Origin of the sequence: Caulobacter flavus (assembly GCF_003722335.1) — a bacterium.
In the GTDB taxonomy this organism is placed as follows: Bacteria; Pseudomonadota; Alphaproteobacteria; order Caulobacterales; family Caulobacteraceae; genus Caulobacter; species Caulobacter flavus.
This window is the reverse complement of sequence record NZ_CP026100.1, coordinates 2,686,288-2,700,637: the sequence shown is the minus strand read 5'-3', so window position 1 is coordinate 2,700,637 and position 14,350 is coordinate 2,686,288. Positions and strand designations below refer to the sequence as shown.

The following is a 14,350-nucleotide window of genomic DNA, read 5'->3' as shown; positions in this document are numbered from 1 at the left end:
CCGCGAACAATAAACCGGCAGAACGCCGCTATATCTGCGACAGCCCCAGCCACAGCAGACCCGCCAGCAGGAACACGAAGGCCAACTGGGCGGAGAACCAGACGATGGTGGTCTTGAGCAGGGCGCCGAACACGTTGGAGGCGTAGACGCCGCGCAGAGTCATGAACAGGTTCGCCGGCGCCCACAGCAGGGCCACGAGGATGCCGAAATCGCGCACGGGCGCGGGCAGGATCATCACCGCCGCCCACAGCAGGAAGATGAACGACAGGTAGTTCATCGACACGATCAGGTGGTCGTACATGTAGAACTTGCGGCGATAGAAGTAGCAGGCGCCCAGCGACAGGGCGAGGATCGGCAGCAGGAACACGGCCAGGCGGTGACCCCAGCCGAACACCACGGCGACGAAGTAGCCGGGGGTGTCCACGACCTTGTTCAGCTGGGTGTTGAACCACTGCATCTTGGCCCGTTCGGTCGGCTCGACGTCGCCCAGGTCGATGAAGGTGCGCTTGCCGTTGGCGTCGACGCCGTCGGAGAGCAGGCCGCCTTCCTTCATCTGCTGCTGGATGTCGTTGGTGACCTCGCCGGGAATGGCCCGCACGCTGTTGTTGATGTTCGGCGGCGCGGCCTTGCCGTGCTCGTCGGTCCTGGCTGGGCCGTGCGCGGCGGCCGCGCCCTTGGCCTCGCCGTGCGGGGCTTCGGCCGCGTGGCCGCCGCCAGCGCCAGGCTTGTGCTGGGCGTCGTGCATCGCCTTGTGGATCACCACCTCGGCCGACAGGATGAACAGCAGCAGCGAGACCAGGAACAGGCGGAACGGCGGCACGTGCCGAGCCCGCTTGCCGTCGAGATACTCGCGGCTCAGCGTGCCGGGACGGAAGAACAGCCACGGCAGGGTGCGCCACAGGCGGCCGTCGAAGTGGAACATCCCCTCGATGGCTTCCCAGGTGACGTGGAAGATCGACTTGTGATGGTCCGACGCTTCCTGGCCGCAGGCGTGGCAGAAATGCCCGGCCAGTTCGGTCTCGCAGTTGTCGCACTTCGTGCCCGGCGGCGGCGCGGGGTGGGCCGAACGGCCATCCGACCTGAACCGCGCCATCCAACCGCCCAGCGCCCCGCCGGTGATCGCCTCGACTTCCTTCACGCCACGTCCCCACGCACGCCCCGAGCGCGATTCAGCCCGCCCTCGCGTGCTGATGTACGACAGCTTGGACGTGCATGCACCTGGGGAACGGTCTCGATCGGCGATCCTGCCCGCTTCGCCCGTTCGGCGGGCGTCAGTCCAGATAGTCCCAGTAGACCCTGCCCTCGAGCGTGCGCTGCTTCATCCGGACCGACCACTGCTCGACGGTGAAGAACATCTGGTGGCCGTGGTCGGCCGCCTCGTGCCGGTGGACCAGGGCGGGTTCCCCGACCCTGCCTTGCAGAAGCGCCGCCTCCTCGGCCGGACAAGGCACGGCGCGGGTGTCGTCGAAGCCGAACTTGGCGTTTCCGACGGCGACGCCGGGCATGGCGTTCCAGGCGCCCAGCGGATCGGCGAAGGCGCGCTGCGACGAGCCCATCGCCGCGAACACCAGGCTGTCCTGCATGACCCGCCGCTCCAGCAGCACGGGCTGGCCGTCCAGCAGGTGCAGGGCGCGCAGGTGCAGGACCCTCCGATCCTCGGTGTTGGTCCGGTCGAGGTTGAAGTCGAACATGCGGTGGACCACGTCCAGGATCTGGACTTCGTGACGAGGCGGATCGGCCATGCCGTCCCACAGGTCCAGGCCCGGCAGGTGCAGGACGCCGGCGGTTTCGGACGCGGTGTTGGACGAACTGGTCATGAGAAGCTTCCCCCCGGCCGTGCGGACGCCGCCCCCGGCGCCCGTTCGCGCCAAGGTGTAGATCGGCAGTCGTTAACGCCAAGGGTGATCAGCGGGCCGGACCGAACCGCGCCACCAGGTCGTAGGCCTCGCCAGGGAACAGCTGGCGCACGCGGGTGACCGGCTCGCCGGCTCGCCAGGTGCGGCGCTCGACGGCCAGCAGCGCCGTGCCGACATCCAGCGCCAGCAGTTCGGCGACGGCCGCCTCGGCTCCCACGGCGCTGATGCGGCTTTCCGCTTCCGTCCACGGCACGTGGTTCAACAGCCAGGCGCCGGGCGGCTCGACGGCGAAGTCGGCGGCGGCCGCCTCGGGCACCGCCGACAGGCTGATCAGCCGGTCCTCCAGCGCGAAAGGCCGGCCGCCGGCCACGTGCAGGCCGCGCAGGACGATCAGGTCGCCCTCGCCCGCCAGTTCAATTTCGTCGCCGTCGTCGGGATCGGCGGAGCGGCGCTCGGCGGCCAGCAGGAGAAAGGCGTAGGTCTCGCCCCTCGCGGTGATCTCGGCCTGGATGTCGGGGATGTCGAGGACCGTCGAGTGCACCTTGGGCCGGGCAACGAACGAGCCTGCGCGGCGACGGCGCACGATCAGGCCCGCCTCGGCCAGGGCCGACATCGCCTTGTTCACGGTCATCCGCGAGCAGCCGTACTGGGCCATCAGCTCGCTCTCGGACGGCGCGCGGTGGCCGGGCGCCCAGGCGCCCGAACGGATGAGACCCTCGATCTCGTCGCGGATGCGCTGGTGCAGCGGGACGGTCACGACAGCAGGCTCTCGAGCACCTGGCGATAGCGCTCGGCGATGGCGTCGCGATGCCGGTGGCGGCCGCCGGAGACGACGGGACGTCCCGCCCGCCAGACGCTGTCGATCGCGCCGTGACGACCGGCGAACACCAGGCTGTCGACCAGCGCGTCGCCGCTGCGCCCGACGATGGCCGGATGGTCGCGGTCCAGGGTCACGAAGTCGGCCGGCGCTCCGCGACGCAGGCCAGGGCGGCCCGCGCCCAGGGCCTGGCTGCCCCCGGCCACGGCCGCGCGCCACAGCTCGCCGCCGGTCGAGCGCCCAGGGCCGCCCGCCAGCACGTTGCGGGCCCGGCGGGTCAGGCGCTGGGAATATTCCAGCACCCGCAGCTCCTCGGCCGCGTCGATCAGAACATTGCTGTCCGAGCCGATCCCGAAGGCCCCGCCTGCCGCCTGATAGTCGTGCGCCGGAAAGACCCCGTCGCCGAGGTTGGCCTCGGTGATCGGACACAGGCCGGCCACCGCGCCGCTCTTGGCCAGGCGCTCGGTCTCCATCGCGTTCATGTGGGTGGCGTGGACCAGGCACCACGACTTGCCGACGTCCGCGTGGTTCATCAGCCAGCGCACGGGTCGCTGGCCCGTGGCGGCCAGGCAGTCGTCGACCTCTTTCGTCTGCTCGGCGATGTGGATGTGAACCGGCCCGCCGGCGGCGAGCGGCGTGATGGCGGTCAGCTCGTCGGCGGTGACCGCGCGCAGGCTGTGGGGGGCGATGCCGACCACCGCGTCGGGCAGGCCTGCGACGGCGGCGCGGCTGGCCTCCATCAGGCGGGCATAGCCGTCGACGTCGGTGACGAAGCGCTTCTGGCCCTCGCCCGGCGCGGCGCCGCCGAAGCCCGAGTGGGCGTAGAACACCGGCAGCAGGGTCAGGCCGATGCCCGTCACTTCCGCCGCGGCGGCGAGCCGCGCGCCCATCTCGGCCGGGTTGTCGAAGCCCGCGCCGTCACGATCGTGGTGCAGGTAGTGGAACTCGCCGACGCGGGTGAAGCCGCTCTCCAGCATCTCGACCTGGCCCATGGCGGCGACGGCCTGCAGGGCGTCGGGGTCCAGCCGCTCGACGAAGCGGTACATCAGCTCGCGCCAGGTCCAGAAGCTGTCGCTCCCCTCGCCCCGCGCTTCGGTCAGGCCCGCCATCGCCCGCTGGAAGGCGTGGCTGTGCAGGTTGGGCATGCCCGGCAGGGCCGCGCCGAGGCGGGGCTCGGAACCGGCCGCGACGTCGGTGTCGATGCGGGCGACGCGGCCTTCCGAGAGGGTCAGGCGCACGCCCTTGGCCCAGCCGTCGGCCAGCAGCGCGCTCTCGCACCACACCACGATGTCGCGCGGCGTTTCCGGCTGCGCCTGGCGGACGGGCTCGCTCGGCGCGTCGATGGCGCCCCCCTCGGTCTCAGGGGTCGCCGGTTCGGGGGCGTCAAGATTCTCGGCGTCGCTCACTGGACAATCCTCGTCGCTCGCGAATATGTCTATACATATTGAACCGCGCCGCAAGGGTCGCGGAGCACGACTCAAGACGTCACGGGAGGCGCTGGCGATGCGGTGCGATCGGGTTTGGATCAAGGCCCGGCTTGCGACCCTCGCCGAAGGCGCGCCCGGTCTCGGTGTCGTCGAGGACGGCGTGATCGCCGCCAGGGACGGCAGGATCGTCCATGCCGGCCCCGCCGCCGACGCCCCGGCCTTCGACGCCGCCGAGACCGTCGACTGCGACGGCCGCTGGATCACGCCCGGCCTGATCGATCCACACACCCACCTGATCTTCGGCGGCGACCGCGCCCACGAGTTCGAACTGCGGCTGGCCGGTGCATCCTACGAGGAGATCGCCCGGGCCGGCGGCGGCATCGTCTCGACCATGAAGGCCACGCGCGAGGCGACCGAGGAGCAGCTGGTCGCCGCCGCCCTGCCCCGCCTGGACGCCCTGATCGCCGAGGGCCTGACGACGATCGAGGTGAAGTCCGGCTACGGCTTGTCGCTAGAGCATGAACTCAAGAGCCTGCGCGCCGCCCGCGCGCTGGCCAAGGCCCGGCCGGTTTCGGTCAAGACCACCTTCCTCGGCGCCCACGCCTTGCCGCCGGAGTTCAAGGGCGATGCCGACAGCTATGTCGACCTCGTCTGTCGAGAGATGATCCCCGCCGTCGCTGCCGAAGGCCTAGCCGATGCGGTGGACGGCTTCTGCGAGGGCATCGGCTTCTCGCCCGCCCAGATCCGCCGCGTGTTCGAAACCGCCCGCGCCCACGGCCTGCCCGTGAAGCTGCACGCCGAGCAGCTGTCGAACCTGCACGGCGCGGCGCTGGCCGCCGAGTTCGGCGCGCTGTCGGCCGATCATCTCGAACATCTCGACGAGGCCGGGATCGCGGCCATGGCCAAGGCCGGGACGACGGCGGTGCTGCTGCCCGGCGCCTATTACTTCGTGCGCGAGACGAAGCTGCCGCCGATCGACGCTCTGCGTACGGCCGGCGTGGCCATGGCCCTGGCGACCGACTGCAACCCCGGCACCTCGCCGCTGACCAGCCTGCTGCTGACCATGAACATGGCCGCCACTCTATTCCGCCTGACGGTGGACGAGTGCCTGGCCGGCGTCACCCGCGAGGCCGCCCGGGCGCTCGGCGTGCTGGCCGACCGGGGCACGCTGGAGGCCGGCAAGGCCTGCGATCTTTCCATCTGGGACGTCGAGCGTCCCGCCGAACTTGTCTACCGCATGGGCTTCAATCCGCTCCATGCGCGCGTCTGGAGCGCCGCCTCGTGAACACCGAAGTCCTGCATCCCGGCGAGGTCAGCCTCGCCCAGTGGAAGTCCGTCTATCGCGGCGCGGCCGCCCGTCTGGCCGACGGCGCCTGGCCGGTGATCGCGGAGAGCGCGGCGGCGGTGACCCGCATCCTGGCCAAGGGCGAGCCGGTCTACGGCATCAATACCGGCTTCGGGAAACTGGCCAGCGTGCGCATCGGCGACGAAGACCTGGCCACCCTGCAGCGAAACATCGTGCTGTCTCACGCCGCCGGCACGGGCGAGCCCTCGCCGGTTTCGGTGATCCGCTTGATGATGGCCCTGAAGCTGGCCAGCCTGGCGCAAGGCGCCTCGGGCGTGCGGGTCGAGACGGTGAAGCTGCTCGAAGCCATGCTGGAACTGGGCCTGACGCCGGTTGTGCCCAGCCAGGGTTCGGTCGGCGCCTCGGGCGACCTGGCGCCGCTGTCGCACATGGCCGCGACCATGATCGGGGTGGGCGAGATCGACGTCGGCGGCGTGCGGAAGCCCGCTCTCGAAGCCCTGGCCCGCGCGGGCCTCGCCCCCGTCGAGCTGGGCCCCAAGGAAGGTCTGGCCCTGCTCAACGGCACCCAGTTTTCGACCGCCAACGCCCTGGCCGGCCTGTTCGAGGCCGAGGTGCTGTTCCAGTCGGCCCTGATCACCGGCGCCCTGTCGACCGAGGCCGCCAAGGGCTCGGACACCCCGTTCGATCCGCGCATCCACGCCCTGCGCCGCCACGCCGGCCAGATCGAGACCGCCGCATCGCTGCGCGGCCTGATGGCGTCGTCCGGCATCCGCGCCTCGCACCTGAAGGAGGACGAGCGCGTGCAGGACCCCTACTGCCTGCGCTGCCAGCCGCAGGTGATGGGCGCGGCCCTGGACGTGCTGCGCCAGGCGGCGACGACCCTGGCCACCGAGGCCAACGGCGTCTCCGACAACCCGCTGATCTTCCCAAAAGACACTAATAATGGCGCCGACGAGGCGCTGTCGGGCGGCAACTTCCACGCCGAGCCGGTGGCCTTCGCCGCCGACATGATCGCCCTGGCCGTCTGCGAGATCGGCTCGATCGCCGAGCGCCGCATCGCCATGCTGGTCGACCCGGCGCTGTCGGGCCTGCCGGCCTTCCTGACGCCCAAGCCCGGCCTCAACTCCGGCTTCATGATCCCGCAGGTCACGGCCGCCGCCCTGGTGTCGGAGAACAAGCAGAAGGCCTATCCGGCCAGCGTCGACTCCATCCCGACCTCGGCCAATCAGGAAGACCACGTGTCGATGGCCGCCCACGGCGCCCGCCGCCTGCTGTCGATGGTGGAGAACGCGACGGCGGTGATCGGCATTGAACTGCTGGCCGCCGCGCAGGGCTGCGACTTCCACGCGCCGCTGACGTCCAGCACCGCCCTCGAGGCGGTGCGGAGCACGGTGCGGGCGAAGGTGCCGCACCTGTCGGACGACCGTCACTTCCATCCCGACATGGAAGCGGCCAACATCCTCGTGCGGACTGGCGCGGTAGTGAGCGCGGCGGCCGGCGTTCCCTTGCCCGGAGCGACCACATGAACGACTGGCTGGAAGTCTGGCGCGGCGACGCGCCCCTGATCGTCAGCATTCCCCACTCGGGGTCGTACATCCCCGACGAGATCGAAAAGCGCCTGGTCTCGCCCTGGCTGGCCCGCAAGGACGCCGACTGGTGGGTGGAGCGGCTCTACAATTTCGCCGACGACCTGGGCGCGACGACGGTGCGCACCTGCCTGTCGCGCACGGTGATCGACGTCAATCGCGACCCGTCGGGCGCCTCGCTCTACCCGGGCATGGCCACCACAGCGCTGTGCCCCACCGACACCTTCGACGGCGAGCGGCTCTACGCCGACGGCCAGGAGCCGGACGAGGCCGAGATCGCCGCCCGCCGCGAGCGCTGGTTCGCCCCCTACCACGCCGCCCTGCGGGCCGAGATCGACCGCCTGCTGGCGCTGCATGGCAAGGTCGTGCTGTACGACGCCCACTCGATCCGCTCGCGCGCGCCGCGGCTGTTCCCGGGCGAGCTGCCGGTGTTCAACATCGGAACGAACTCGGGAAAGAGCTGCGACCAGGCCCTGACCGCTGCCGTCGAGGCCGCCTGCGAGGCCTCGGGCCAGCCGATGGTGACCGACGGCCGCTTCAAGGGCGGATGGATCACCCGCCACTACGGCAAGCCCGAGCGCGGCATCCACGCCATCCAGATGGAGTTGGCCTGCCGCGGCTATATCGACGATCCCTCGCCCCGCATCACCCCGCAGTCCTGGCCCTCGCCCTACCGCCCGCAGAAGGCAGCGCCGATGCGCAGCGTGCTCGGCGACGTGCTGAAGGCCTGCGTGGACTTCGCCACACCCGCTCCTCCCCCGTGAAACGGGGGAGGTGGCGCGACGCCGTCAGCGTCGTGACGAAGGGGGCGACCGCAAGCGCCGAGCCCAGTCTCGCCCCCTCCACCACTTCGTGGTCCCCCTCCCCCGCAAGCGGGGGAGGAGCGCTCAAATCCGTCCAGACAGAGACCCGTCATCCATGACCCGCCTCGACAACACCCGCGTCATCCGCCCGGCCACCGGCACGGCGCTCACCGCCAAATCCTGGCTGACCGAAGCGCCCCTTCGGATGCTGATGAACAACCTGCACCCCGACGTCGCCGAGCGGCCGGAGGAGCTGGTGGTCTATGGCGGCATCGGCCGCGCGGCGCGTGACTGGGAAAGCTACGACAAGATCGTCGAGACCCTGCGCCGGCTGGAGGACGACCAGACCCTGCTGGTGCAGTCGGGCAAGCCGGTCGGCGTGTTCCGCACCCATGCCGACGCGCCGCGCGTGCTGATCGCCAATTCCAACCTGGTGCCGCGCTGGGCCAACTGGGAGCACTTCAACGAGCTCGATCGGAAGGGCCTGGCCATGTACGGCCAGATGACCGCCGGCTCGTGGATCTATATCGGCGCCCAGGGCATCGTGCAGGGCACCTACGAGACCTTCGTCGAGATGGGCCGCCAGCACTATGCCGGCGACCTGTCGGGCAAGTGGCTGCTGACGGCGGGCCTGGGCGGCATGGGCGGCGCCCAGCCGCTGGCCTCGGTGTTCGCCGGGGCCTCGTGCCTGGCCATCGAATGCCAGCCCTCGCGCATCGAGATGCGACTGCGCACCGGCTATCTCGACAAATCCACCACCGACCTGGACGAGGCCCTGGCCTGGATCGAGCAGTCGTGCGCCGACAAGACCCCGATCTCGGTCGGCCTGCTGGGCAACGCCGCCGAACTGCTGCCGCGGATGTTCGAGCGCGGCATCCGTCCCGACCTGCTGACCGACCAGACCAGCGCCCACGACCCGATCAACGGCTATCTGCCGGCCGGCTGGACCCTGGACCAGTGGGCGGACGCCAAGGCGCGTGATCCGGCCAGCGTCGACAAGGCCGCCCGCGCCTCGATGGCCGTGCACGTCCAGGCCATGCTCGACTTCCAGGCCGCCGGCGTGCCGACCGTCGACTATGGCAACAACATCCGCCAGATGGCCCTGGAGGAAGGCGTGACGAACGCCTTCGACTTCCCCGGCTTCGTGCCGGCCTATATCCGCCCGCTGTTCTGCCGGGGGATCGGACCGTTCCGCTGGGCCGCACTGTCGGGCGATCCGGAAGACATCGCCAAGACCGACGCCAAGGTCAAAGAGCTGATCCCCCACAATCCGCACCTGCACAACTGGCTCGACATGGCCGGCCAGCGGATCAAGTTCCAAGGCCTTCCCGCCCGCATCTGCTGGGTGGGTCTGGGCGATCGTCACCGCCTGGGCCTGGCCTTCAACGAGATGGTCGCCAAAGGCGAGTTGAAGGCCCCCGTCGTGATCGGCCGCGACCACCTCGACTCGGGCTCGGTCGCCTCGCCCAACCGCGAGACCGAGGCGATGATGGACGGCTCGGACGCGGTGTCGGACTGGCCGCTGCTGAACGCCCTGCTCAACACCGCCTCGGGCGCCACCTGGGTGTCGCTGCACCACGGCGGCGGGGTAGGCATGGGCTTCTCGCAGCACTCGGGCATGGTCATCGTCTGCGACGGCACCGACGCGGCCGCAAAGCGCATCGAGCGGGTGCTGTGGAACGACCCGGCCACCGGCGTCATGCGCCACGCCGACGCCGGCTACGACATCGCCAGGGACTGCGCCCGCGAGCACGGGCTGGACCTGCCGGGCATCCTGTAGTGCGCCTGCTCCCCGCCGCCGACCGCACGCCGAGCCCGTGGAAGAACGGCGGCGGGACGACCTGGGAGATCGCCGCCGAGCCGCCGGGGACAGGGCTCGACGCCTTCGACTGGCGGCTGAGCATCGCCCAGGTCGCCGCGCCGGGGCCGTTCTCGGTGTTTCCGGGCGTCGACCGCGTGCTGACGGTGATCGCCGGCGCCGGCCTGCGGCTGACGGTCGAGGGACAGGGCGAGGTCGTGCTCGACGACGCCTCGCCGCCCCTGCCCTTCCCCGGCGACGCGCCGGCTTCGGCGATGCTGGACGGCGGTCCGGTCCGCGACCTCAACCTGATGGTCCGGCGTGGCCGTTGGCGCGGTGTCGTACGGCGGATGGACGGGGTGGAGACCATGGTCGCCGCCAGCGCCGTCACCGTGCTGGTCGCCCTGGCGCCCGCCCGGGTGAACAGCCTCTCCCTGGAAGCCGAAGACGCCCTGATCGTCGATCGCGATGCAACCTTGACCATGGACGGGCGTTTGCTGCTGATCGGCGTCGATCCGGCCTGACCCTGGCGTCAGCCGTCTCGATCCCGTTGCGGAGCCCGGAATGACAAGCAGCCTCTACGTGACCTTCCGCGCCGGCGCGCTGGAAGCGGCCCTTCCGCAGGCGGCGGTGGCCGAGATCCTGCCGCTGCCGGAACTGGTCGCCGCGCCCGGCGCGCCGCGCGTGCTGGCGGGTTTCGTCAATCTGGGCGGAGAGGCCGTGGCGGCGCTGGCCCTGGACCGCCTCCTGGACGCCGAAGGCGGCGAGCCCTCGCCCGCGCTCTACCGGCACCTGATCCGCCTGCGCCCGCTGGCCGGCGCGCCGGCCGTGACCCTGCTGGTCGACCGCGTCACCGACGCCGCCGCCCACGCGCCCGACACCCAGCCCGTCGAGGAGACCGACAGCCTGGGCGGCTGCGTTTCCGAGGCCGCCCTGATCGACGGTCGCCTGACGCCCGTGCTGTCGCCCGAGCATCTGCTGCTGGCCGAGGAGAAGGCCCGGCTGGACGAATTCGCCCGCCGCGCCCAGGAGCGCCTGGCCGCGTGGGAAAGCGAGCCGGCGTGAAACCGCCCCGGGCGGCGCCGCGGCCCCAAGTCCCGCGCCCATTGGCCCTGGCCGCCGATGAGCCCTTCCAGCGCTTGAAGCGCGCGGTGATCGTCCGCACCGGCCACCACTACTACGCCGACAAGGACGACGTGCTGTGGGACCGCGTGCAGCGGCGCCTTCTGGCCACCCGCGACCGCGACGTGAGCGCCTACCTCAAGCGCCTGGCCAGCGCCGACGACGGCGAGGCCGAATGGGCCGCGCTCGAGACCGAGATCACGATCGGCGAGACCTTCTTCTTCCGCTACGCCGAGCAGTTCACGGCGCTGCGCGAGACGATCCTGCCCGACATCATCGAGCGCAAGGCGCAGGACAAGCGGATCCGCATCTGGAGCGCCGGCTGCGCCACCGGCGCCGAGCCCTATTCGATCGCCATCCTGCTGTCGCAGATGCTGGGCGAGGCGCTTGCCGACTGGCGGATCTCGATCCTCGGCGGCGACATCAACGCCGCCTTCCTGGAAACCGCGCGCAAGGGCCAGTTCGGCCGCTGGGCGCTGCGGGCGGTCAGCGACGCCGACCGCGCCCAGTGGTTCACCGAAACGGCCCGCAACACCTGGACGCTGAAGCCCGCCTATCGCGGCCTCGTCCGGTTCGAGCGCCAGAATTTGCTCGATCTGTTGGGCCCCGCCCCTCCGCTGGAGCTGACCGAGTTCGACCTGATCCTGTGCCGCAACGTGCTGATCTACTTCCACCACGAGGTGGTCGAGCAGCTTGTCGGGGCGCTGGGGAGCAGGCTGGCGGCCGACGGCTGGCTGCTGCTGGGCCACGCCGAGCCCAACCCGGCCTTCGGCAAGATCCTGGACGTCGCCCAGTTGCCCGGCACCGTGGCCTATCGCCCGCCCAATCCCGAGCGCCCCGCCCCGCCGGGCCCCAGCTTCGAGGCCTTCGCCGCGCCGGAGCCCGAGCCCGCCCAGCACCTCCACCTGGCCGAGACCCCATCGCCCCAGTGGCGGCCCGCGCCGATCCCCACGCCTGTTCCCACGCCAGCCCCGCCGGCGGCCGACCTGGTTGAGACCGTGCGCCGGCTGGCCGACGCCGGCGACTACGCCGCCGCCGAGGCCGCCTGCCGCGCGGCCCTGGCGGTCGCGCCCGAGGATCCTGCCCTGCACCTGCACGACGGCCTGGTGCTGCGGGCGCTGGGACGGCCTGGTCCAGCCGAAGCCGCGTTCAAGCGGGCGCTGTACCTCGATCGCGGCTTCGTCATGGCCCACTACCACCTGGGCCTGCTGCTGCTCGACCAGGGCCGGGTCAGGGCCGCGGCCCGTTCGCTGAAGACGGCCGCGCAGATCGCGGGAACCGTTGCGCCGGGCGCGCGTTTGGCCCACGGCGCAGGTCTGGACGCCGACCAGTTGCGCAAGAGCGTCCGTCTGCTGCTGCAGTCGCTCGTGGGGGTTTGAAGAACGACATGAGTAAGGCCGACGCCGCCCGCGGCGACGGGTTGGGGGGATTTTTGGACGACGCCCGCGCCCAGGCGATCCTGGCCGCGCGCACCCGTCGGCTGGCCGAGCGCCGGACTGCGCCCGAACCCGAAACCCCGCTGGAAGACGTTCTGCTGTGCCAGGCCGGCGCGGGGCTCTTCGCCCTGCCGCTGGCCGCCGTCGAGCGCGTGACGCCGTTCGAGCCGCGCCGACTGACCCCCGCCCTCGGCCGCGCCGGCCTGCTGGGCCTGGCCAGCGTCGACGGCCGTCTGCGCCGGGTGCTCGACCTCTCGCGCCTGACCGGCGCGGCGCCGGCCGCCCCCGACGCGGCCGGCTTCCTCCTCGCCCTGCGCGGCGCGGGAAACCTCGCTCTGCGCGTCGACGCCGCTCCGGGAGCCGCCAAGGTCGCCCGCGAAGCGCCGGGCGGCGACGCCTTCGAGGGCGGCGCGCGCGGCGTCGTGTCCGAGGGCCCGGGCGACCTGCCCGGCCGCACCGTCACCCTTCTCGATCTCGGCGACCTTCTCGCCGACCACCTTTCCGCCGCCTTGGGGGCAAGAGCCTAGTGACCATCGCCAACCGCATCATCCTCGGCTTCGCGGCCGTCACCGTCCTGCTGCTGGGAGTGGGCCTGTTCGGCCTGTTCCAGATCGGCGTGGTCAAGGACACCACCGAGACCATCGTCACCCGCGACATGGCCGTGGTCCGCCAGATCGCCCAGATCCGCACCACCGCCAACGAAATGCGCGCGGCCAGCGACGCGGTGATCACCAGCTATCTGTCTCGCTCCGCCGGCGGCGTCGGCGGCAACGAGGAAGATCCCGTCACCCGCTGGCGCCAGCGCGGCGTCGACATGGACTCGGCCCTGGAAAAGGCCGCCTCGGCCGCCCGCGACTATCGCCAGAGCGCGCTCTCGACCGAGCGCGCCGACGCCTGGCGACGGATCGAGGACTATCTGAACCAGACCGCCGCCTCCTCGCGCCAGGGCCGCACCGACACCGAGAACCTGTTCAGCGCCATCCGTCGCAACGACAGCGCCGGCGTGGCCGCCGCCCAGACCGCCCTGGTCCAGCGCCGCGGCGAGTTCGGGCGCGGCATCCAGGGCGCCGAGGACGTGCTGGACGACGCCATCCTGTCGGGCCAGCGCCGGATCAACGACGTCTACAAGATCAGCCAGGTGTCGATCATCGTCGCCCTGATCGTGGCGGCCGTCATCGCCGGCGCGATCACCTGGGCGATCCGGGGCTCGATCGTCGGTCCGCTGGGCGCCTTCATGGGCTTTGTGGCCAAGGTCGGCGAAGGCGACCTGACCGGCCGCGCCGCGGCCACGGCCAACGACGAGATCGGCAAGCTGGGCGGCACGCTGAACACCATGGTCGACGGCCTGGTGGTGCTGGCCCGCCAGAGCCGCGAGGCCACCGAGAACCTCAACGCCGCCACCGCCGAGATCCGCGCCTCGACCCAGGAGCAGGCCGCCAGCGTCGAGGAGCAGCTGGCCGCCGTGCAGGAGACCGCCGCCACCGTCGACGAGATCACCCACTCCGGCGCCCAGATCGGCAAGCGCGCCCAGGAGGTCATCGCGTCGGCCCAGGCCACGGCCCACACCAGCAACGAGGGCCTGCGCGCCGTCGACGAGACCGCCAAGGCCATGGACGCCATCCGCGAGCAGGCCGAGGCCGTCGCCGAGAACATCGTAGCCCTGTCGGAGAAGACCCAGGCGATCGGCGACATCATCGCCACCGTCAACGATATCTCGGAACGCTCGCACCTGCTGGCCCTGAACGCCGCCATCGAGGCCGCCTCGGCGGGCGAGAACGGCCGCAGCTTCGCGGTCGTGGCCTCGGAGATGAAGATGCTGGCCGACCAGGCCAAGGAGGCCACCACCCAGGTGCGCTCGATCCTCGGCGACATCCAGCGCGGCATCAACGCCTCGGTCATGCTGACCGAGGAGGCCGTCAAGCGCGTGGCCGCCGGCAAGGAGCGCACCGACACCACCCAGCGCACGATCACCGAGATCACCGGCAGGGTGCAGGAGAGCGTCCAGACCTTCCAGCAGATCGTCGCCTCGACCAACCAGCAGCAGCTGGGCATCGAGCAGGTGATGGGCGCGCTGCAGAACATCCGCCAGGCCAGCCAGCAGACCGCCGCGGGCACCCGCCAGCTGGACGAGGCGGCCGCCAACCTGTCGGACCTGTCGCGCCAGCTGCTGGCTCTCTCCGAGCGCTACCGGACCTGATC

The 14,350-nt window shown here is 71.3% G+C and carries 13 protein-coding genes; 9 read left to right on the top strand and 4 right to left on the bottom strand.

Translation table 11 applies throughout. The annotated features are described in order from the left end of the window. Nucleotides 1-28 precede the first annotated feature (28 nt). From C1707_RS12430 to C1707_RS12415, 4 genes are all read right to left on the bottom strand, one after another. Nucleotides 29-1,138 (bottom strand): DUF3667 domain-containing protein, encoded by a 1,110-nt coding sequence (locus C1707_RS12430; RefSeq protein WP_240633924.1) that lies wholly within the window; start codon nt 1,136-1,138, stop codon nt 29-31. Nucleotides 1,139-1,271: 133 nt separating this feature from the next. Beyond that, entirely contained in the window at nt 1,272-1,817 is a 546-nt protein-coding gene (locus C1707_RS12425) for a UTRA domain-containing protein (RefSeq protein WP_101712641.1), read from the bottom strand. Between the two features lie 88 nt (nt 1,818-1,905). Further along, nucleotides 1,906-2,613 (bottom strand): histidine utilization repressor, encoded by a 708-nt coding sequence (gene hutC / locus C1707_RS12420; RefSeq protein ID WP_101712640.1) that lies wholly within the window; start codon nt 2,611-2,613, stop codon nt 1,906-1,908. Further along, the gene (locus C1707_RS12415) at nt 2,610-3,962 is read right to left on the bottom strand and encodes a formimidoylglutamate deiminase (protein ID WP_240633967.1); all 1,353 of its coding nucleotides are present in this window, start codon (nt 3,960-3,962) and stop codon (nt 2,610-2,612) included. Before C1707_RS12415 ends, hutC begins: the two co-directional genes overlap by 4 nt. Nucleotides 3,963-4,176: 214 nt before the next feature. Here C1707_RS12415 and hutI point away from each other — a divergent pair, with 214 nt between their 5' ends. From hutI to C1707_RS12370, 9 genes are all read left to right on the top strand, one after another. Then, nucleotides 4,177-5,385, top strand: coding sequence for an imidazolonepropionase (gene hutI / locus C1707_RS12410; protein ID WP_101712638.1), 1,209 nt, complete (start codon nt 4,177-4,179; stop codon nt 5,383-5,385). After that, nucleotides 5,367-6,932 carry a histidine ammonia-lyase gene (hutH, locus tag C1707_RS12405; protein WP_420808278.1) on the top strand — a complete coding sequence of 522 codons (1,566 nt, stop codon included), beginning with the start codon at nt 5,367-5,369 and terminating at the stop codon, nt 6,930-6,932. Before hutI ends, hutH begins: the two co-directional genes overlap by 19 nt. Continuing rightward, nucleotides 6,929-7,756 carry an N-formylglutamate deformylase gene (gene hutG / locus C1707_RS12400; protein ID WP_101712636.1) on the top strand — a complete coding sequence of 276 codons (828 nt, stop codon included), beginning with the start codon at nt 6,929-6,931 and terminating at the stop codon, nt 7,754-7,756. The genes hutH and hutG overlap by 4 nt, the downstream gene beginning before the upstream one ends. A gap of 154 nt (nt 7,757-7,910) precedes the next feature. After that, a complete protein-coding gene (gene hutU / locus C1707_RS12395; protein WP_101712635.1) occupies nt 7,911-9,575 on the top strand; it encodes a urocanate hydratase in 1,665 nt (554 codons plus the stop codon). Next, entirely contained in the window at nt 9,575-10,117 is a 543-nt protein-coding gene (locus C1707_RS12390; RefSeq protein WP_101712634.1) for a HutD/Ves family protein, read from the top strand. The genes hutU and C1707_RS12390 overlap by 1 nt, the downstream gene beginning before the upstream one ends. Nucleotides 10,118-10,157: 40 nt before the next feature. Beyond that, entirely contained in the window at nt 10,158-10,658 is a 501-nt protein-coding gene (locus C1707_RS12385) for a chemotaxis protein CheW (RefSeq protein WP_101712633.1), read from the top strand. Nucleotides 10,659-10,744: 86 nt separating this feature from the next. Continuing rightward, entirely contained in the window at nt 10,745-12,094 is a 1,350-nt protein-coding gene (locus tag C1707_RS12380) for a CheR family methyltransferase (protein ID WP_240633923.1), read from the top strand. A gap of 8 nt (nt 12,095-12,102) precedes the next feature. Next, nucleotides 12,103-12,678, top strand: coding sequence for a chemotaxis protein CheW (locus tag C1707_RS12375; RefSeq protein ID WP_101712631.1), 576 nt, complete (start codon nt 12,103-12,105; stop codon nt 12,676-12,678). Further along, entirely contained in the window at nt 12,678-14,348 is a 1,671-nt protein-coding gene (locus tag C1707_RS12370; protein ID WP_101712630.1) for a methyl-accepting chemotaxis protein, read from the top strand. The genes C1707_RS12375 and C1707_RS12370 overlap by 1 nt, the downstream gene beginning before the upstream one ends. Nucleotides 14,349-14,350: the final 2 nt, after the last annotated feature.

Excerpts from the sequence above, each read along its gene's own strand:
- C1707_RS12425 (WP_101712641.1), bottom strand. The coding sequence starts at position 1,817 with ATGACCAGTTCGTCCAACACCGCGTCCGAAACCGCCGGCGTCCTGCAC.
- C1707_RS12375 (WP_101712631.1), top strand. The coding sequence starts at position 12,103 with ATGAGTAAGGCCGACGCCGCCCGCGGCGACGGGTTGGGGGGATTTTTG.
- hutG (WP_101712636.1), top strand. The coding sequence starts at position 6,929 with ATGAACGACTGGCTGGAAGTCTGGCGCGGCGACGCGCCCCTGATCGTC.
- hutU (WP_101712635.1), top strand. The coding sequence starts at position 7,911 with ATGACCCGCCTCGACAACACCCGCGTCATCCGCCCGGCCACCGGCACG.
- hutI (WP_101712638.1), top strand. The coding sequence starts at position 4,177 with ATGCGGTGCGATCGGGTTTGGATCAAGGCCCGGCTTGCGACCCTCGCC.
- C1707_RS12385 (WP_101712633.1), top strand. The coding sequence starts at position 10,158 with ATGACAAGCAGCCTCTACGTGACCTTCCGCGCCGGCGCGCTGGAAGCG.